This is a genomic window from Intestinimonas massiliensis (ex Afouda et al. 2020), from assembly GCF_900626285.1.
Taxonomy (GTDB): Bacteria; Bacillota; Clostridia; order Oscillospirales; family Oscillospiraceae; genus Flavonifractor; species Flavonifractor massiliensis_A.
This window is the reverse complement of sequence record NZ_LR131147.1, coordinates 1,584,034-1,600,878: the sequence shown is the minus strand read 5'-3', so window position 1 is coordinate 1,600,878 and position 16,845 is coordinate 1,584,034. Positions and strand designations below refer to the sequence as shown.

Below are 16,845 nucleotides of genomic sequence, written 5' to 3'. Positions count from 1 at the left end.
GGAATCGAACTTTACTTGCCCGTTACCCAGCTGTAGATCTGGCAGTATTCCTGGGCGGATTTGTCCCAGGAGAAGTCGGACGTCATGGCATTTTTCTGGATGCCCTTCCAGGCTTTCTTGTCGTTGTGGTAGAGGTCCACGGCCTCGGCCAGCACCCCGGTCATCTCGTGGGCGTTGATGTTGGCGAAGGAGAAACCGGTGCCCTCTCCGGTGTACTTGTTGTAGGGGATCACGGAGTCCCGCAGGCCGCCGGTCTCCCGCACCACGGGGATGGTGCCGTAGCGCATGGCGATCATCTGGCTCAGGCCGCAGGGCTCGGAGATGGAGGGCATGAGGAAGATGTCGGCGCCGCCGTAGATGGCGGTGGACAGGTTGGGGGAGTACATCAGGTGGGCGGCAAACCGGCCGGGATACTGGTTCTGGGCCTGACGGAAGGATTCCTCAAAGTTCCAGTCGCCGGTGCCCAGCACGATCATCTGGGTATCCATGCCCATAATGTCCTGGATGGCGGCGGTGACCAGATCAAAGCCCTTGTGCTTCACCAGCCGGGAGACGCAGGCGATAATGGGGGTGTCGGGATTCTCCCGCAGGCCGGACATCTGCTGCAGGGCGGCCTTGCAGGCCTTCTTGCCCGCCATCTGCTTGGCGGAGAAGTGCTTGGTCAGACCCGCGTCTTGCCAGGGGTCATATACCTCGGTGTCGATGCCGTTCAGGATGCCCTTCAGCTTGTGGCGGTTATCGGAGATGACCCCCTCCAGTCCGTGGGCATAGAAGCTGTACTGCAGCTCCTCAGCGTAAGTAGGAGACACGGTGGTGACATAGTCGGCGGCGTAGATGGCCCCCTTCATCAGGTTCACATCCCCGTGGTACTCCAGCATATGCTCGTTGAAGTAGCCGGCGTTCAGACCGAACAGATCCTTCAGGGTCTGACTGCCGTAGCGGCCCTGATACTCGATGTTGTGGATGGTGAACACGCTCTTGGTGTCGGCCAGCTGAGGAATGCGGTGGCGCTCCTCCAGCAGGTAGATGGGCACCAGAGCGGTCTGCCAGTCGTTGCAGTGCAGTACGTCGGGATGCCAGTTCAGGTAGCCCACCGTCTCCACCACGGCCCGGGAGAAGTAGGCGAACCGCTCGCCGTCGTCGTAGTGGCCATAAATATTGGCCCGCTTGAAGTAGTACTCGTTGTCCACGAACCAGTAGGTGACGCCGTCCCGCTTCAGCTCAAAGATGCCGCAGTAGGGGGTGCGCCAGGCCACAGTGATGTGGAAGCACTGCAGGAAGGTCATCTGACTGCGCCACTCCTGACCGATGCCCTCGTACAGGGGCAGGATCACCCGCACGTCGTGTCCCAGCTTGGCCAGGGCCTTGGGCAGGGCGCCGGCCACGTCCGCCAGACCGCCGGTCTTGATAAAAGGGGCGCACTCTGAGGTGGCAAACAAAATATTCATACTGTTCTCCAATCAAATTGATATGTGAGCATAGGGGAAACGGGCCGGCACGGAGGCCGGCCCGCCCCGTCATACGATCTCGTTCTTGGCGATGGCAAGGGGGTAGGTGCTGTGACCCATCAGCATCCGGCCGGGGTTCACACGCACATTTTTGTCGGTAATGGCGTACTTGAGTACAGCGCCCGCCTGGATGGTGGTGCCCTGCATCAGCACGCAGCCGGATACCCGGGCTCCCTTCTCCACCCGCACACCGCGGAACAGGATGGAGTTCTCCACCTCGCCCTCGATGATGCAGCCGTCGGCCACCAGAGAGTTGATGGACTTGGAGTTGGGGCCGTAATAGGTGGACGGATCGGAGCGGTCCTTGGTGCGTACCGGCCGGTCGGGCACGAACAGCTGCTTGCGGATATCGGGATCCAGCAGCTCCATGCTGCGGGCGAAGTAGCCCGCCACAGACTGGAGCCGGGCGGCATAGCCGTCATACACATAGGGGCAGATCTTCAGCTGGCCGGACATGGCCTGCAGCACGCCCACGCTGAAAGAGGGGATGTTGTGGGCGGCACAGTGGTCCACCAGGGAGAGCAGCAGCGCCTTGGAGAGGATGTAGACCTCCAGAGACTCACAGCCCTGGGCGATGGAGGGGTGTACCGACACGTCGGTGACCCGGCCGCCGGCGCCGATGGAGAAGTAATCCGATTCCTTGGGATCCCCCATGGGGTGGCTGGTGCACACGGCGGTGATGTCCGCGTCATTGCGGATGTGGGCGTCAAAGATGTCCTGGAGGGGCAGGTTCACCGCCACGTCGCCGCCGGCCAGCACCACGTAGTCCTGCCGGATATTCTGCAGGTAGGAGCGCACGCCGGCCAGAGCGTCCATGCGGCCCCGATACACGCCTTCCCGCCGGCCGGAATAGCCGAAGGGGGGCAGAATGCGCAGGCCGCCGTGCTTGCGGCTCAGGTCCCAGTCCTTGCCGGAGCCCACATGGTCCAGCAGAGACTGATAGTTGGCGTGGACGATCAGGCCCACGTCGGAGATGCCGGCATTGACCATGTTGGAGAGCATGAAGTCAATCACCCGGTACCGGCCGCCGTAGGGGATGGAGCAGGTGTTGCGGTGCTGGGTCAGCTCCCGCAGGTCGGGGTTGGAAAGGTAGGAAAAAATGATGCCGTGCAGCTTGTTCATCATTTCACCCCACCTCCTTTCACGTTACGAGTGATCATGGCCTTGGGAGAGACCACGGCGTCGGGCCCGATGGTGAGGTGCTGGGCCACCACGGCCACGCCCCACTCCTCGCTGCCGTCGGGAGAGGCGCCTACCCGGGCCCGCTCACCAATGACGCTGTTTTCCGCCACAATGGCGTATTCCACCACGGCGCCCGCCTTGACCACGGTGCCGGGCATCAGGATGGAGTAGCGCACCACCGCGCCCTCCTCCACGATGACGGAGTGGAAGAGCACCGAGTTCTCCACCGTGCCGTATACCTCGCAGCCGCCGGTGACCATGGAGTGGGCCACCTTGGCGTCCTTGCCCATAAAGTGAGGCGGCTTGGTGGGGGTGCGGGCGTAGATGGGCCACTCGGTATCATATAGGTCGATGCCGTTGTCGGGGGAGAGCATATCCATGTTGGCGTCCCACAGGGAGTCGATGGTGCCCACGTCCTTCCAGTAGCCCTGGAACCGGTAGGCCGTCATCTTCTCCCCGGCGTTCAGCATGGCGGGGATGATGTTCTTGCCGAAGTCGTTGGCGCTCTTCTCGTCCTCCTCGTCGGCAATCAGATACTCCCGCAGCTTCTTCCAGGTGAAGATGTAGATGCCCATGGAGGCCAGATTGCTCTTGGGCTTCTTGGGCTTCTCCTCAAACTCGTAGATGTCGTCGTTCTCATCCACGTTCATGATGCCGAACCGGGGAGCCTCCTCCATGGGGACCTCCAGCACGGAGATGGTGCAGGCCGCGCCCACCTCCTTGTGCCGGCGGAGCATCTGGGCATAGTCCATCTTGTACACGTGGTCGCCGGACAGGATGAGCACGTACTCCGGGTCATAGGTCTCCAGGAAGTTGATGTTCTGATAGATGGCGTTGGCGGTACCCTTGTACCAGGTGCCCTTCTCGCCCTCCCGCATGTAGGGGGGCAGGATGTGGACGCCGCCGTAGGACCGGTCCAGGTCCCAGGGCTCGCCGTTGCCGATGTAGGCGTTCAGCTCCAGCGGGCGGTACTGGGTCAGCACACCCACCGTGTCGATACCGGAGTTGATGCAGTTGGACAGGGGAAAGTCGATGATGCGGTACTTTCCGCCAAAGGGGACCGCGGGCTTGGCCACGTGGCTGGTAAGAGCGTGCAGACGGCTGCCCTGCCCGCCCGCCAGCAACATGGCGACACATTCCTTTTTCATTCTATCACCTCAGTCATTGAACTGGACTTTTACTATAACATAAACGATAAAACCAGACGATGGATGATTCTGGGTGGCTGCAAGAATGGCCGGAAAGCGCCGCAAAAGCCTGCGGACCTCTCCTCTCCTTCCGGCTCCGGATCAGAGCTTACTTCTCTTCTTTCTCTGCTTTGGCTTTCTTCCCGGCTTTTTTGGCTGCCGGGGCGGGGGACTTCTCTTTCACAGTGGGAGCGGCCGCCTTCTCCTTTACCACGGGAGCGGGGGCTTTCTCCTTCACGGCGGGAGAGGACGCCTTCGCCTTTACGGCGGGAGCGGGGGCTTTCTCCTTCACGGCGGGAGAGGCCGCCTTCGCCTTTACGGCGGGGGCGGCTGCCTTCTCCCTCACCGCCGGAGCAGAGGCCTTTGCCTTGGCGGCGGAGGCCTTTCCCTTCGCAGGCGCCTTTGCCGCCTTCTTGGCCGGCTTGCTTCCGTCCGCCTTCTTGCGGCGGACGGGGAACTTCCGGGTGCAGCGATAGATGGCGGCGCTCATGGCGGGCAGCTTCAGGGTGATGGACTGCTCCTTGCCCTGGCTCTCATTGTACTGGCTCTTCACCGGCTCGGTGTCGCCCAGGCCCTTGCCGCCGAAGGCGGGATCGTCGGTGGAGAAGATGCAGGTGTATACGCCGGGTACCGGCACGCCAATGGTGTAGCCCGTCCGGTCCACGGGGGAGAAGTTGCACACGATCACCAGGGTGTCGCCCTTCTTGTCCTTCCGCAGGAAGGCGATGGTGTTGGCCTGGTTGTCGTTGGCCTCGATCCACTCAAAGCCCTCCCAGGAGAAGTCCAGCTCCCACAGCTCGGGGTGGGCCAGGTAGAGGGCGTTGGCCTGCTTGAAGAACTGCTGCAGCTGGCGGTGGGGCTTGGCCCACTCCGCTTCGGGATCCAGCAGGTGCCAGTCCAGAGAGTGCTCATAGTGCCACTCGTTCCACTGGCCGAACTCGCAGCCCATCATCAGCAGCTTCTTGCCGGGATGGGTGAGCATGTAGGTGTAGAAGGCCCGCACGCCGGCGAACTTCTCCTCGTTGGTGCCGGGCATCTTGTTGATGAGGGAGCCCTTCATGTGCACCACCTCGTCGTGGGACAGGGGGAGCACAAAGTTTTCCGAAAAGGCGTACATCAGGGAGAAGGTGATGTCCTTGTGGTTGAACTGCCGGAAATAGGGGTCCAGCTTGATGTAGTGGAGGATGTCGTTCATCCAGCCCATGTTCCACTTCAGGTTGAAGCCCAAACCGCCCTCCAGGCCGCCCTGTCCAACCGGGTGGGATACCCGGGGCCAGGCGGTGGATTCCTCGGCGATCATCATCACGTCCGGGTGGTCCATAAAGATGTGACCGTTGAGCTGCTGGAGGAAGTCCACGGCCTCCAGGTTCTCGTGGCCGCCGAACACGTTGGGGGTCCACTCGCCGCCCTGCCGGCCGTAGTCCAGGTAGAGCATGGAGGCCACCGCGTCCACCCGCAGGCCGTCCACGTGGTACTGCTCCAGCCAGAACATGGCGGAGGAGCAGAGGAAGGAGCGCACCTCATTGCGGCCGTAGTCGAACACCCGGGTGCCCCAGTCGGCGTGCTCCCCCTTCCGGGGATCGGCATACTCGTAGCAGGGCTGGCCGTCGAACTCATACAGGCCGAAGGCGTCCTTGGGGAAGTGGGCGGGCACCCAGTCCAGGATCACGCCGATGCCGGCCTGGTGGAGCTGATCCACCAGCCACATGAAGTCGTGGGGGGTGCCGTACCGGCTGGTGGCGGCAAAGTAGCCGGTGCACTGGTAGCCCCAGGAGGCGTCCAGCGGGTGCTCGGTGACGGGAAGCAGCTCCACATGGGTGAAGCCCATCTCCTTCACATAGGGCACCAGGTACTTGCCGATGTCCCGGTAGGACAGCATCTGGTCGTCGCCGGTGCGCCGCCAGGAGCCCAGGTGTACCTCATAAATATTCAGCGGCTTCTGGTAGATGGGGTTGTTCTTCCGGTAGTCCATCCAGCTCTGGTCGCCCCACTGGTAGCCGCTCAGGTCGTACAGCTTGGAGGCGTTCCCCGGCCGGGTCTCCGCATGGAAGGCATAGGGGTCGGCTTTGGCCAGCACCCGGCCGTCAGCGGCGTGGACCGCATATTTATAGTTGTCGTACTGCTGCAGGCCGGGGACGAAGCCCTCCCACACGCCGTCGGCCAGTTCCTCCATGGGGTTTCCGTTTTCGTTCCAGCCGTTGAAGTCCCCCATGATAGACACAGACTTGGCGTGGGGCGCCCACACCCGGAAGGTCCACCCAGCCACACCGTTCCGGACGGCGGGATGGGAGCCCATAAACTCCTGCGCCCGGACAGACTGCCCGTTGGAAAAGTCTTTCAGGGCAGAACTCTCTTCAGTAAAAGCCATAGGTATCCTCTCCTTGTTGGTAAAAATCCCCAAACAAAGGGACTGTAAACCAAAGAATCTTGTCATTGGTAATAAATAAGATCCAAATAAATCTGGTCTTATTTGTAGAAAGTATACAACGATATGCTGGGATAGTCAAGATGCCTATGGGAAAGAGTGCGTAAAATTTTGTAAGGTAGGGCAATAAACTTTTGGGGAGAATGCGCACACGCCGGAGACGGAAGCTCCGTCTCCGGCGTGCAGCACATATATTACTGGGCCATAAAAAGGGTTTTCAGCAGGCGGGCAAAGATTCCGGGGACGGTAAGCCGCTCCACGGCGGTGTCGGCTATGATGGGAATGGTCTGGAGTTGCTGGTCGCCGGCATACACCGTCATTTCGCCCAATTTCTGACCGGCTTCCACCGGGGCCTCCACGTCCTGGCACAGGCTGAGCTGGGTGGTTACCTGATTGACCATGGACTTTTCCACCAGAATGCGGCTGGAGGTGGACAGAACGGGCTGGACGGTCTCCTCCTCACCCAGCAGCACGTCCACCGGCGGCAGGGCCTGGGAGGGGTAGACGTCCATCAGGGTGTAGTTGGCAAAGCCGTAGTTCAGCAGGGAAGAGGCCGCTGCCGAGCGGACGTTGGAGGAGGGACAGTGGAGCACCACGGCGATGAGCTCCATGCCGTCCCGCTCCGCCGTGGCGGACAGGCAGTAGCCGGCGGAATCGGTGGAGCCGGTCTTCAGACCGGTGGCGCCCTCATAGAACCGGATCAGCTTGTTGGTGTTGGCCAGCTGGAACTGGCCGTCCCGGAGGGAATCCATCCAGATGGTGGTATACTCCCGGATGGCGGGGTGGTTGAGGATCAGCTCCCGGCTCATCAGGGCGATGTCATAGGCGGTGGTGAGGTGGCCCGCCGCCGGCAGGCCGGTGCAGTTGACAAAGCAGGTGTCGGTCATGCCCAGCTGGGCGGCCCGCTGGTTCATCCGCTCCACAAAGGCCTCTTCGCTGCCGGCCAGGTGCTCGGCCAGAGCCACCGAGGCGTCGTTGCCCGAGGCCACGGCCACCGCCTTGAGCAGATCGCGGACCGTCATCTGCTCCCCTTCCTTTAAATAGACCTGGGAGCCCCCCATGGAGGCGGCATGGGCGGACACCGTCACCACGTCCTCGGCGGACAGGCTGCCGCTGTCGATGGCCTCCATGACCAGCAGCAGGGTCATGATCTTGGTCACGCTGGCGGGCTCCATCTTGTCGTGGGCGCTCTGCTCATATAAAACGGTGCCCGTCTCTTTCTCCATCAGCACCGCCGCCCCGGCGTCCACCGACGGCGCGGCGGAGGCGGCCCGGGCGGGGACGGCCAGCAGTAGGGCGGCCAGCAGGGCCGCGGCCAGTTTTTTCATAGCGTGTCAAGCCTCCAATGCGTCTGAATTCTGTTTCAAAGGATATGGAATCCAACGGGCTTCTATACAGATTTTGACGCGGGTAAATTTTTCTGCTACACTATGGCAAACGAAAGGGGAAAGCGGTATGGCGCGTGAAGCGGTGATCCTGGCGGGGGGCAGATCCTCCCGCATGGGCCGGGACAAGGCGGGGCTCACCCTGGGCGGGGAGGACTTCCTTACCCGGCTGGTTACCAGGTTCCGGGGGAGCTTTGACCGGGTGTGGGTGTCCGGCCGGTGGGAGCTGCCCGACCTGCGGCCCGGTCAGGGGCCCCTGGCGGGGCTGGAGACCGCCTTCGTCCGTACCGGGGCGGAGCGGCTCTTCCTCACCGCCGTGGACCTGCCCTTCGGCGACCCCGCCCTGGCCCGGCTGCTGCTGGAAAAGCTGGGGGAGAAGGATGCCTGCCTGATCCGCGGGAACGGCGGAAAGCCGGAGCCCCTGTTCGCCGCCTACCGCCGCTCCTGCCTGCCCCATATCCAGGCTTGCCTGGACGAAGGGCGGCGGGCCATGGGGGCCCTGCTGGACCGGCTGGACTGCCGGGTGGTGGAGGAAGGGGACCTGCCCGGCTTTGATCTGGAGCACGTTCTTTTTAATGTGAATACCCCGGAGGACTATCGCCATGCAGAGAAAATTTCAAATTCCTCTTTACAATGATGCTTTAGTGTGGTAACATACGAAAGCAACCACGATTTCTATCTATGGTTTGGAGGAATGTACATGAAACGCAGACTGACTGCTCTGGCCCTTGCGCTGGGCCTTACCTTTGCACTGACCGCCTGCGGCGGCACCACCGGCAGCGCCGAGACCCCTGCCGGCGGCAACAGCGAGAGCCCCGCCTCTGCCGAATCCAATACCCCCGCCGCCGAGAGCGACCTGGCCTATGTCCAGAACAAGGGCACCCTGGTGGTGGGCATCACCGAGTTTGACCCCATGGACTACCAGGACGCCGACGGCAACTGGATCGGCTTTGACGCCGACATGGCCAAGGCCTTTGCCGAGAGCCTGGGCGTGGAGGCCCAGTTCCAGATCATCGACTGGGACAACAAGGTGATGGAGCTGGACGGCAAGACCATCGACGTGGTGTGGAACGGCATGACCCTCACTGACGAGGTCACCTCCGCCATGGAGTGCACCAATGCTTACTGCAACAACGCCCAGGTGGTGATCCTCCCCGCCGACGTGGCCGATGACTACCCCGACGTGGCCAGCATGAGCGGCCTGAACTTCGCCGTGGAATCCGGCTCCGCCGGCCAGGCTCAGGCGGACGCCAACGGCTTCAGCTACACCGAGGTGGTGGATCAGGCCACCGCCGTGCTGGAGGTCAGCTCCGGCACCGCCGACGCCGCCATCATTGATTCCCTGATGGCGGGCGCCATGGTAGGCGAGGGCACCAGCTACGCCGATCTGACCTACACCATCCAGCTCAACAGCGAGGAGTACGGCGTGGGCTTCCGGAAGGGCTCCGATCTGGCGGAGAAGCTGAACCAGTTCTTTGTGGACAGCTACGCCGACGGCACCATGACCAGCCTGGCCGAGACCTACGGCATCCAGGCCGCCCTGATCCCCCAGGAGTAAGACATCCTTTTACCAAGTCCCAAAAGCAGAGAGCGGTGACGCTCTCTGCTTTTGGCCGGTTTACCGGCTTGCAACACTTCGATTAAAGGTAGGTTCCGCCTATGTTTCTGACGGTCATCGGGGCCCTGAACGAGGGCTTTCTCCAGACGCTGAAGCTGTTCGCGGTCACGCTGATCGGCGCCATCCCCCTGGGGCTGGTGGTCTCCTTCGGCTCCATGAGCTCCTTTCCACCCCTGCGCTGGCTGACCAAAACTGTGGTCTGGGTCATCCGGGGCACTCCCCTGATGCTCCAGCTCATCATCATCTTCTACATACCCGGCTATGTGCTCCCCGGCGGCAGCCCCTGGCCCAGCGGCGAGGGGGGCCGGTTCCTGGCCTCCGCCGTGGCCTTCATCATCAACTACGCCTGCTACTTCTCCGAGATCTACCGGGGCGGCATCCAGGGCGTGCCGGTGGGCCAGCAGGAGGCGGGCCAGGTGCTGGGCATGACCAAGAGCCAGATCTTCTTCCACGTCACCCTGCTGCAGATGGTCAAGCGTATCGTGCCTCCCATGTCCAATGAGATCATCACCCTGGTGAAGGACACCTCCATCGCCCGCATCATCTCCATGCAGGAGATCATCTGGGCGGGCTACGCCTTCCTGAAGGGCTCCCACGGCTACTCCGGCCTGCTGTGGCCCCTGTTCTTCACCGGTGTGTACTACCTGGTGTTCAACGGGGCCCTCACCCTGCTCTTCGGCTGGGTGGAGAAGAAGCTGGCCTACTTCCGCTGAAAGAAGGTGCTGAGATGGCGATTTTGGAAGTTCAGAACATTGAAAAGCATTTCGGCGCCACCCGGGTGCTGGAGGACATCAGCTTCTCCCTGGAACAGGGCCAGGCCCTGGCCATCATCGGCTCCTCCGGCTCCGGCAAGACCACCCTGCTGCGGTGCCTCAACTTTCTGGAGACCCCCAACCAGGGCAGGATCGCGGTGGGGGGCAAGGTGATCTTCGACGCCGCCGATCCCGCCACCCAGCGGGAGAGCGAGGTGCGCAAGAAGCGGCTCCACTTCGGCATGGTGTTCCAGTCCTTCAATCTGTTCCCCCAGTACACCGCTCTGAAAAACGTCACCCTGGCCAAGGAGCTGCTGAGCCAGGAGCGGCCCGACTTCAAGCAGAACAAGAAGGCCATTCTGGAGGAGATCCAGGCCGAGGGCCGGGAGCTGCTGGCCAAGATGGGCCTCAGCGACCGGGCCAACCACTTCCCCTGCCAGCTCTCCGGCGGCCAGCAGCAGCGGGTGGCCATCGCCCGTGCCCTGGCCCTGAAGCCGGACATCCTGTGCTTTGACGAGCCCACCTCCGCCCTGGACCCGGAGCTCACCGGCGAGGTGCTGAAGGTGATCCGCTCCCTGGCCGAGCAGAAGACCACCATGATCATCGTCACCCACGAGATGGCCTTCGCCCGGGACGTGGCCGACCAGGTGATCTTTATGGACGAGGGGGTCATCGTGGAGCAGGGAGACGCCCGGCAGGTCATCGAGCACCCCCGGGAGGAGCGTACCCGCCAGTTCCTGTCCCGCTACGCGGAGAATTGAAAAACAAGAAAACGCGTGGTATGATAATACCACGCGTTTTTTATGGTTAAGGAGCTGACAGTATGGAACAGGAGCTGTTTTTGCCCGTGCTCTCCCACTTTGAGAACGGGAATTTCTGGACGGCCAGCGGCGGCCGGATGCGCTACCGGGTGGACCCGGTGAAGGAGGAGGACGCCTGGACGGCCCTGGAGGCCCAGGTGTGGGAGGGCCCCTGGAACCTGGCCGACAGCACGGTGGAGGAGACGGTCCGCTTTCCTCTGACGGAAGAAGGACTGGACCAGCTCAGAGCCTGGGTGCTCAGCTGGCAGGAGCAGATCAATGCCCGCCCGGCCAGGACCCTGGCGGAGACCATCCAGGCCCGGGACGCCCGCCGGCAGGCCCGGCAGGAACAGGAGAACGCCGGGTAAACTCTTGCGTTCAGCAGAGGATCGTGCTATGATGTATTTTGCCAAATTAAGGAGAAAGGCGGCGCGCAGCCATGACCTGGGGAACCTATTACTTTTTCTATGAATGTCCGAAGTGCGGAAAGAAATTCCGCTATGAGTTGGAATTCGCCTCCGATCCCGATTTCGGGTACTGCCCGGACTGCAAGGTGATGGGCACCTTCGTGGGTGAGACCAAGGACAACAAGCAGGGCGAAGATAAGTTCGCCGACTACGAGTTTGTGTAAAAAAAGAACCGGCTCCCATGGGAGCCGGTTCTTTTTGTCTGTCTCAGAATGTGCAGCGGACGATGCAGGTCAGGGTCTGGCCGTCCACCGTGCAGGTGATGGTGGTGGTGCCGTGTCCCACCGGCTTTACCACGCCGCTGGCGGAGATGGTGGCCACGGCGGTGTTGCCGATGGACCAGGTGGGGGTGGAGGAGGTGCCGTTCACCTTCATCTGCACCGAGGGGTTGCTGAGGGCCGAGAAGGTAAAGTCGGTGGTGTTCAGGGACAGGGTGCCGGTGGAACTGCCGGTGGAAGTGCCGCCGCTGGAGGTGCCGCTGGTGACCTGGTTGTAGACCAGGATGGTCTGGTCGGCGGCCCCGGGCATGGAGGCTGTGATGGTGGCGCTGCCCCGGGTGGTGCCGTGGCTCACCTTGCCGTTCTCATCCACCGAGACGATGGACGGATCGCTGCTGGTCCAGGTGATGGTGCCGGTGGAGCCGGCGGGTACGAAGGTCACCTGGACGGTGATGGGGTCGGGATACCGGTCAGAGAAGGAGAACTCCGTCTGATTCAGGGTAAAGCCGGTGGCCGTCTGCTCGGCGGGAATGGTGTTCTCAGGGGACTCAGCCGCCGGCGGAGTGGAATCCTCGGGGCCGGGGGTCTCCGATTCCACCACCGGAGCGGAGCTCTCCGGCGGGACGGAGGAGCCGGGTTCGGCATGGCCCTTGCTCACCAGGGGCATGATAATGGAAACCACGATGATCACCGCCGCCACGATGAGGGCCAGGGAGATGACGATGCCCACGATCCGCAGGGGGGAGGGGGCGCCGCCGTAGCCGCCGCCGCGGGTATTGGTGACTAACCGCTTGCCGCCCCGGGAGCGGGGGGCGCTGTCCTCATACTCGTCCTGGTCGTCGTAGTCCTGGTGTTCCGTCTCATCGCAGAAGGGGCAGTGCTTATAAGTAGAGGAGTAATCCTCCCCGCAGTATTCACAGTGGATCATCTTGGGCCGGTCGTCTTTGCTTCGTCTGGATGCCATGGGAAATCCCTCCAATCGACATTCTCAAGTTATTTTACAACGGGGGGCGGCCATCCGTCAACGGCGGGGGCAAAAATGTAAAGGTTTTTTAATATTTATGTCAACTTTGCATCGCCTTGCGTTACGGCCCGCAATCGGATATAATACAGCAAACGGAGTAAAAAACGGAGGTGTGGCGGGATGAAAAGCTCCATCAGCGCCGCGGAGGTGCACAAGCAGTACAGCGAGGGGGTGACCGCCTTCCGGCGGCAGATCCCGGACGCCGCCCTGCGGACCAGATTCACCCAGGAGGCGGACACCTTTTTCCGGGCCTGTGCCCTGGGGGTATGGCAGCGGGATGGGGCGTCCGTCACCCCCCGCCACGTGGAGTACTACAACGCCATCTACACCAAGGGCAATCAGGCGCCCTCCATCCTGTTCTGGGAGCTGTCCTCGGCGGTGCTGTCCTATCCCGGCTTCAAGGCCCCCGACTTCTTTGCCCGGATGCGGGCCTGCGATAAGGTGTCCGGCAGCAGCCTGGCCCGGCGGTTCATCGACCTGACCACCCTGATGCTGCTGCTCTTCGCGGCAGTGGACGACCAGGTCAGCGAGGCGGAGGCGGGATTCGTCAACTCCTGCGCCGACAGCCTGTCCGCCCAGTGCGACCGGGACGGACTGAAGGGGGAAAAGGCCCCGCTGGATGTGAAGGACTTCGTCACCCGGCCCGCGCCCGCGGCCGAGGCGCCCCAGACCCAGCCCAAGGAGGAGCAGCAGCAGGAGCAGCAGGAACCCGCCCCCACGCTGGAGGAGCTGCTGGCCGAGCTGGACGGGCTGTGCGGTCTGGAGAAGGTAAAGGCGGATGTGAAGAGCCTCATCAACCTGGTGAAGGTGCGCAAGCTCCGGCAGGAGCACGGCCTGCCCGTGCCGCCCCTGAGCCTCCACCTGGTGTTCATGGGCAATCCGGGCACCGGCAAGACCACGGTGGCCCGGCTGCTGGCCGGGATCTACAGGGCCATGGGGGTGCTGTCCAAGGGCCAGCTGGTGGAGGTGGACCGCTCCGGCCTGGTGGCCGGCTTCGTGGGCCAGACCGCCATCAAGACCGGCGAGGTGATTCAGAAGGCCCTGGGCGGCGTGCTGTTCATCGACGAGGCCTACGCCCTGGCCAGCCAGGACAACCCCAACGACTTCGGCAGGGAGGCCATCGAGACCCTGCTGAAGGGGATGGAGGACCACCGGGCGGATCTGGTGGTCATCGTGGCGGGGTACACCGAGCTGATGGACCGCTTCATCCACGCCAACCCGGGCCTGGAGAGCCGGTTCAACAAGTACTTCTACTTTGACGACTACACCGGGGAGCAGCTGATGGAGATTTTCTGCTCCATGTGCGAAAAAAACGGCTACACCCTGGACGAGGACGGCAGGGCCTGCGCCGCCGGGCTGCTCCGGGAGCTGTACGAGAACCGGGACGAGAACTTCGGCAACGCCCGGGACGTGCGCAACCTGTTCGAGCGGGCGGTGGCCCGCCAGGCCGACCGGGTGGCCGCCCTGGAGCAGCCGGACAAGGAGGCTCTGATGGCCCTCACCCAGGCGGACCTGAAGGAGGCAGCCGGAACATGACAGAACGAGCCCCGCACCGGTCCGGCGCGGGGCTCGTTTCTTTCGTTTCAGGCTTTGGCGGTCCTGTCCGCCTTCACCAGCTTGACGCAGGCGGCGATGACGCCGAACAGGAACCAGTAGGTGAACATGTTCCGGGGATAGAACCAGGTGTACTCCGCCAGGCCGATGACGCAGATGCCGCAGAAGGCACCGATAGCGGCGGCCAGCATCCGTCTGACCCGGGGGTCGGCGGCGGCCCGGAAGGCCTTGACGCCCTTCTTCAGCTGCCACACCAGCAGGCCCAGGAAGGACAGGATGCCCCAGATGCCCGCCTCGCCCCACATCTGCAGGTAGTTGTTGTGGGTGTGGATAGGATAGGAGCCGTCAAAGTTGGTGGGATAGGTCTGGAACACCTTTTTCATGATGTCGCTGCCCAGGCCCACGCCCCGCAGCCAGTAGTCCCGCATCAGGTTGGCGGTGGTGTCGTAGATGGTGAAGCGGTACTGGGTGGAGGAATCCTGAGTGTTGCCGATGGTGAGGATGCGGTTGTAGATGGTCTCGGGCAGGAAGGGGAGCGCGGCCACGCCCAGCACCAGCAGCACCGGGATCCACCGCCAGTCCAGCAGGGCCACAAAGACCAGCACTGCCAGGGTCAGTCCGATCCAGCTGGCCCGGCCGTAGGTGAAGCCGATGGCGGCCACCCCCAGGCACAGGGAGATAAAGCTGAGGAGCTTGCCCCGCCAGCGGCAGTTGAGGAAGAGGGCCAGATTCAGGGGGAGCAGCATCTCCAACTGCTCGGCAAAGTTGTTGGGGTTGTCGAAGAAGGAATAGACCCGGCCGGGCATGCCGGCGTTGACCACCATGTCCTGCTGGGAGGGAACCACTTCCACCCCCACATAGCCCTGGTAGCAGCCGTACAGAGCGGCTACCGACAGGCCCAGCACCGCCAGGGACACCATGAGCTGGAGCTGCTCGTACTTGTGGATGGAGCTCACCACCACCAGCACCAGCAGGAAGCTGGTGACGTGGAAGGCGAAGAACCGCATGGACATGTGGGTGGACAGGGAGCCCAGCAGGGCCAGGCAGATGAAGGCCATATAGATGGTCATATAGGGCCCCAGGGTGTCAAGCTCCAGCCGGTACTGCCGCCGGGAGGCGCTGCCCACCACGAAGAGGGCCGTCAGAGCCACCGCGCCCAGCAGACCGTACACGTTGTTCCACAGGGCGTGGGGGGCCATCAGCATGACCAGCATGAACAGACCCAGGAAGAAGAAGGTGGCCCCGCCCAGCGCCCGCAGCAGGCGGCAGAACAGGCTGGCCTCCCACACCGGGCGGCCCACGTTGTAGAGGGCCTTCACAATGGCGCAGGGGATGTTGAGGATCGCGGTGAACAGCCGGCAGGCGATGCTGCCCTTCCAGGCCCTTGACACCACGCCCTCCCGCCAGGCAAAGTGCCACAGCACGCTGCCCGACAGCAGACGGCGGACCCCGCGCTCCAGCTTATGGCAGAGGGCGTTGACGCCGCTGTGGGATACTGCGTTTTTCAGGCCCAGCCAGAAGGCCAGAAAAAACCGCAGAAAAACACTGCTTTCTGTAATCGACATGGGTAATTTTACTCCTTGGAATCAGTCGTGGAGCGCCTTTTCATAGACGCCGTAGGTGGCCTTGGCCATCTTGTGGATCTCAAACTTCTCCTGGACCGTCCGCAGGGCGTTCTCCCGGCACTTGGCCGTGAAAGCCGGATCCTCCAGGAAGCACTTCATGGCCACCGCCATGGAGTCGGGGTTGTCGTACTCCACCAGCATGCCGCAGCCCGCCTCGTCGTTGACGATGTCCGAGTTGCCCCCCATGTCGGTGGCGATCACCGGCAGCCCGGCGGCCATGGCCTCGATGATGAGGAAGGACAGGGCCTCGTGCCGGGAGGAGTTGACATACAGGTCGGAGCCCTTGTACAGGTTCTTGATGTCCTTGCGGAAACCGATGAATTTCACCTGCTCCTCCAGACCCAGCTCCTTTACCTGCTCCTTGGTGGGCTCCAGCAGGGGGCCGTCCCCCGCCAGCACCAGAGTGAAAGGCACCGCCGTCAGCTCGGTGAGCCGCTTCACCGAATCGATCAGATACTTGTGGCCCTTGTCGTCAGCGAACCGGGAAGCGCACAGCATGACGAACCGGTCCTCCGGCAGGCCCAGCTCGGCCCGCAGGGTGGATTCCGAGCGGTCACCCGCCCAGGCCTCCGGGTCCACGGCGTTGAAGATCACCTGGATCCGGTCGCCGCTCCAGCCGTTGGCGATGAGCTGCTCCTTGCCCTTGTTGCACACGGCGATCATCTGGTCCTGCTTCTTGTCCATGAACCGGTTGGAAAGCCGGGTGACGAAGTCGTTGGCCAGCACGAAGTGGTTGGTATACACCACCCGGATTTTCTTGTTGTACTTCTTGGCCAGCAGGGCGGTGTAATGCTCCCGCAGGTAGTGGCAGTGGATCAGGTCGATATCCCACTCTTCGCACAGGGCGGCCAGCTCCTTGGCGGCCTTCTTGTCGAACCGGCGGCGCATCTCCACCGGTTGGCAGGGCACGCCCATCTCCTCCAGCCGCTCCACCAGCAGCCCGCCCTCGTTATAGGCGAAAAAGGGCTGCACCAGACCGTCCTGGGAGAGATAGCGCACCAGGGTCTCCACATACCGTTCCGTTCCGGCTTTGCCTGCAAAGTTGAGCAGATAGAGCACCTTCATCATGGAAGGGTACCCCCTTTTTGTTATTGATTCAG

At 62.7% G+C, this 16,845-nt stretch carries 15 protein-coding genes; 7 read left to right on the top strand and 8 right to left on the bottom strand.

Features of this window, described 5'->3' with window-relative positions; translation table 11 throughout:
* Window positions 1-11 precede the first annotated feature (11 nt).
* The 5 genes from glgA to E0E41_RS08100 all read right to left on the bottom strand — a co-directional run bounded on the left by glgA (window position 12) and on the right by E0E41_RS08100 (window position 7,630).
* Window positions 12-1,448: a glycogen synthase GlgA gene (gene glgA / locus E0E41_RS08120; RefSeq protein ID WP_130869469.1), complete on the bottom strand. Its 1,437-nt coding sequence runs from the start codon at window positions 1,446-1,448 to the stop codon at window positions 12-14.
* Window positions 1,449-1,517: 69 nt separating this feature from the next.
* The gene (gene glgD / locus E0E41_RS08115) at window positions 1,518-2,633 is read right to left on the bottom strand and encodes a glucose-1-phosphate adenylyltransferase subunit GlgD (RefSeq protein ID WP_130869468.1); all 1,116 of its coding nucleotides are present in this window, start codon (window positions 2,631-2,633) and stop codon (window positions 1,518-1,520) included.
* Complete coding sequence (locus E0E41_RS08110; protein ID WP_130869467.1) at window positions 2,630-3,838, bottom strand: glucose-1-phosphate adenylyltransferase; 1,209 nt, start codon at window positions 3,836-3,838, stop codon at window positions 2,630-2,632. The genes glgD and E0E41_RS08110 overlap by 4 nt, the downstream gene beginning before the upstream one ends.
* A 148-nt stretch (window positions 3,839-3,986) precedes the next feature.
* On the bottom strand, window positions 3,987-6,245 hold the full coding sequence (gene glgB, locus E0E41_RS08105) for a 1,4-alpha-glucan branching protein GlgB (protein ID WP_242623732.1): 2,259 nt from the start codon (window positions 6,243-6,245) through the stop codon (window positions 3,987-3,989).
* 251 nt (window positions 6,246-6,496) lie between these two features.
* Window positions 6,497-7,630: a D-alanyl-D-alanine carboxypeptidase family protein gene (locus E0E41_RS08100; protein WP_130869466.1), complete on the bottom strand. Its 1,134-nt coding sequence runs from the start codon at window positions 7,628-7,630 to the stop codon at window positions 6,497-6,499.
* A gap of 127 nt (window positions 7,631-7,757) precedes the next feature.
* Here E0E41_RS08100 and mobA point away from each other — a divergent pair, with 127 nt between their 5' ends.
* From mobA to E0E41_RS08070, 6 genes are all read left to right on the top strand, one after another.
* Window positions 7,758-8,324, top strand: a complete 567-nt coding sequence (gene mobA / locus E0E41_RS08095) for a molybdenum cofactor guanylyltransferase (protein ID WP_130869465.1) — start codon at window positions 7,758-7,760, stop codon at window positions 8,322-8,324.
* 63 nt (window positions 8,325-8,387) lie between these two features.
* Entirely contained in the window at window positions 8,388-9,245 is an 858-nt protein-coding gene (locus tag E0E41_RS08090) for a transporter substrate-binding domain-containing protein (RefSeq protein WP_130869464.1), read from the top strand.
* Window positions 9,246-9,346: 101 nt separating this feature from the next.
* Entirely contained in the window at window positions 9,347-10,018 is a 672-nt protein-coding gene (locus E0E41_RS08085; protein ID WP_130869463.1) for an amino acid ABC transporter permease, read from the top strand.
* Between the two features lie 14 nt (window positions 10,019-10,032).
* Window positions 10,033-10,818 carry an amino acid ABC transporter ATP-binding protein gene (locus E0E41_RS08080; RefSeq protein WP_130869462.1) on the top strand — a complete coding sequence of 262 codons (786 nt, stop codon included), beginning with the start codon at window positions 10,033-10,035 and terminating at the stop codon, window positions 10,816-10,818.
* A 62-nt stretch (window positions 10,819-10,880) separates the two neighbouring features.
* Entirely contained in the window at window positions 10,881-11,225 is a 345-nt protein-coding gene (locus E0E41_RS08075) for a hypothetical protein (RefSeq protein WP_130869461.1), read from the top strand.
* 71 nt (window positions 11,226-11,296) lie between these two features.
* The gene (locus E0E41_RS08070) at window positions 11,297-11,488 is read left to right on the top strand and encodes a hypothetical protein (protein WP_130869460.1); all 192 of its coding nucleotides are present in this window, start codon (window positions 11,297-11,299) and stop codon (window positions 11,486-11,488) included.
* A 43-nt stretch (window positions 11,489-11,531) separates the two neighbouring features.
* Here E0E41_RS08070 and E0E41_RS08065 read toward each other — a convergent pair whose 3' ends face one another.
* Window positions 11,532-12,506 carry an Ig-like domain-containing protein gene (locus E0E41_RS08065; RefSeq protein WP_130869459.1) on the bottom strand — a complete coding sequence of 325 codons (975 nt, stop codon included), beginning with the start codon at window positions 12,504-12,506 and terminating at the stop codon, window positions 11,532-11,534.
* 180 nt (window positions 12,507-12,686) lie between these two features.
* Here E0E41_RS08065 and E0E41_RS08060 point away from each other — a divergent pair, with 180 nt between their 5' ends.
* The gene (locus E0E41_RS08060) at window positions 12,687-14,102 is read left to right on the top strand and encodes an AAA family ATPase (RefSeq protein ID WP_130869458.1); all 1,416 of its coding nucleotides are present in this window, start codon (window positions 12,687-12,689) and stop codon (window positions 14,100-14,102) included.
* A 47-nt stretch (window positions 14,103-14,149) separates the two neighbouring features.
* Here the strand turns inward: E0E41_RS08060 and E0E41_RS08055 are convergent, their stop codons facing one another.
* Entirely contained in the window at window positions 14,150-15,685 is a 1,536-nt protein-coding gene (locus E0E41_RS08055; RefSeq protein WP_130869457.1) for an O-antigen ligase family protein, read from the bottom strand.
* 21 nt (window positions 15,686-15,706) lie between these two features.
* The gene (locus E0E41_RS08050) at window positions 15,707-16,813 is read right to left on the bottom strand and encodes a glycosyltransferase family 4 protein (protein ID WP_130869456.1); all 1,107 of its coding nucleotides are present in this window, start codon (window positions 16,811-16,813) and stop codon (window positions 15,707-15,709) included.
* Window positions 16,814-16,845 lie beyond the last annotated feature (32 nt).

Excerpts from the sequence above, each read along its gene's own strand:
- glgA (WP_130869469.1), bottom strand. The coding sequence starts at position 1,448 with ATGAATATTTTGTTTGCCACCTCAGAGTGCGCCCCTTTTATCAAGACC.
- glgD (WP_130869468.1), bottom strand. The coding sequence starts at position 2,633 with ATGATGAACAAGCTGCACGGCATCATTTTTTCCTACCTTTCCAACCCC.
- E0E41_RS08110 (WP_130869467.1), bottom strand. The coding sequence starts at position 3,838 with ATGAAAAAGGAATGTGTCGCCATGTTGCTGGCGGGCGGGCAGGGCAGC.
- glgB (WP_242623732.1), bottom strand. The coding sequence starts at position 6,245 with ATGGCTTTTACTGAAGAGAGTTCTGCCCTGAAAGACTTTTCCAACGGG.
- E0E41_RS08100 (WP_130869466.1), bottom strand. The coding sequence starts at position 7,630 with ATGAAAAAACTGGCCGCGGCCCTGCTGGCCGCCCTACTGCTGGCCGTC.
- mobA (WP_130869465.1), top strand. The coding sequence starts at position 7,758 with ATGGCGCGTGAAGCGGTGATCCTGGCGGGGGGCAGATCCTCCCGCATG.
- E0E41_RS08090 (WP_130869464.1), top strand. The coding sequence starts at position 8,388 with ATGAAACGCAGACTGACTGCTCTGGCCCTTGCGCTGGGCCTTACCTTT.
- E0E41_RS08085 (WP_130869463.1), top strand. The coding sequence starts at position 9,347 with ATGTTTCTGACGGTCATCGGGGCCCTGAACGAGGGCTTTCTCCAGACG.
- E0E41_RS08080 (WP_130869462.1), top strand. The coding sequence starts at position 10,033 with ATGGCGATTTTGGAAGTTCAGAACATTGAAAAGCATTTCGGCGCCACC.
- E0E41_RS08075 (WP_130869461.1), top strand. The coding sequence starts at position 10,881 with ATGGAACAGGAGCTGTTTTTGCCCGTGCTCTCCCACTTTGAGAACGGG.
- E0E41_RS08070 (WP_130869460.1), top strand. The coding sequence starts at position 11,297 with ATGACCTGGGGAACCTATTACTTTTTCTATGAATGTCCGAAGTGCGGA.
- E0E41_RS08065 (WP_130869459.1), bottom strand. The coding sequence starts at position 12,506 with ATGGCATCCAGACGAAGCAAAGACGACCGGCCCAAGATGATCCACTGT.
- E0E41_RS08060 (WP_130869458.1), top strand. The coding sequence starts at position 12,687 with ATGAAAAGCTCCATCAGCGCCGCGGAGGTGCACAAGCAGTACAGCGAG.
- E0E41_RS08055 (WP_130869457.1), bottom strand. The coding sequence starts at position 15,685 with ATGTCGATTACAGAAAGCAGTGTTTTTCTGCGGTTTTTTCTGGCCTTC.
- E0E41_RS08050 (WP_130869456.1), bottom strand. The coding sequence starts at position 16,813 with ATGATGAAGGTGCTCTATCTGCTCAACTTTGCAGGCAAAGCCGGAACG.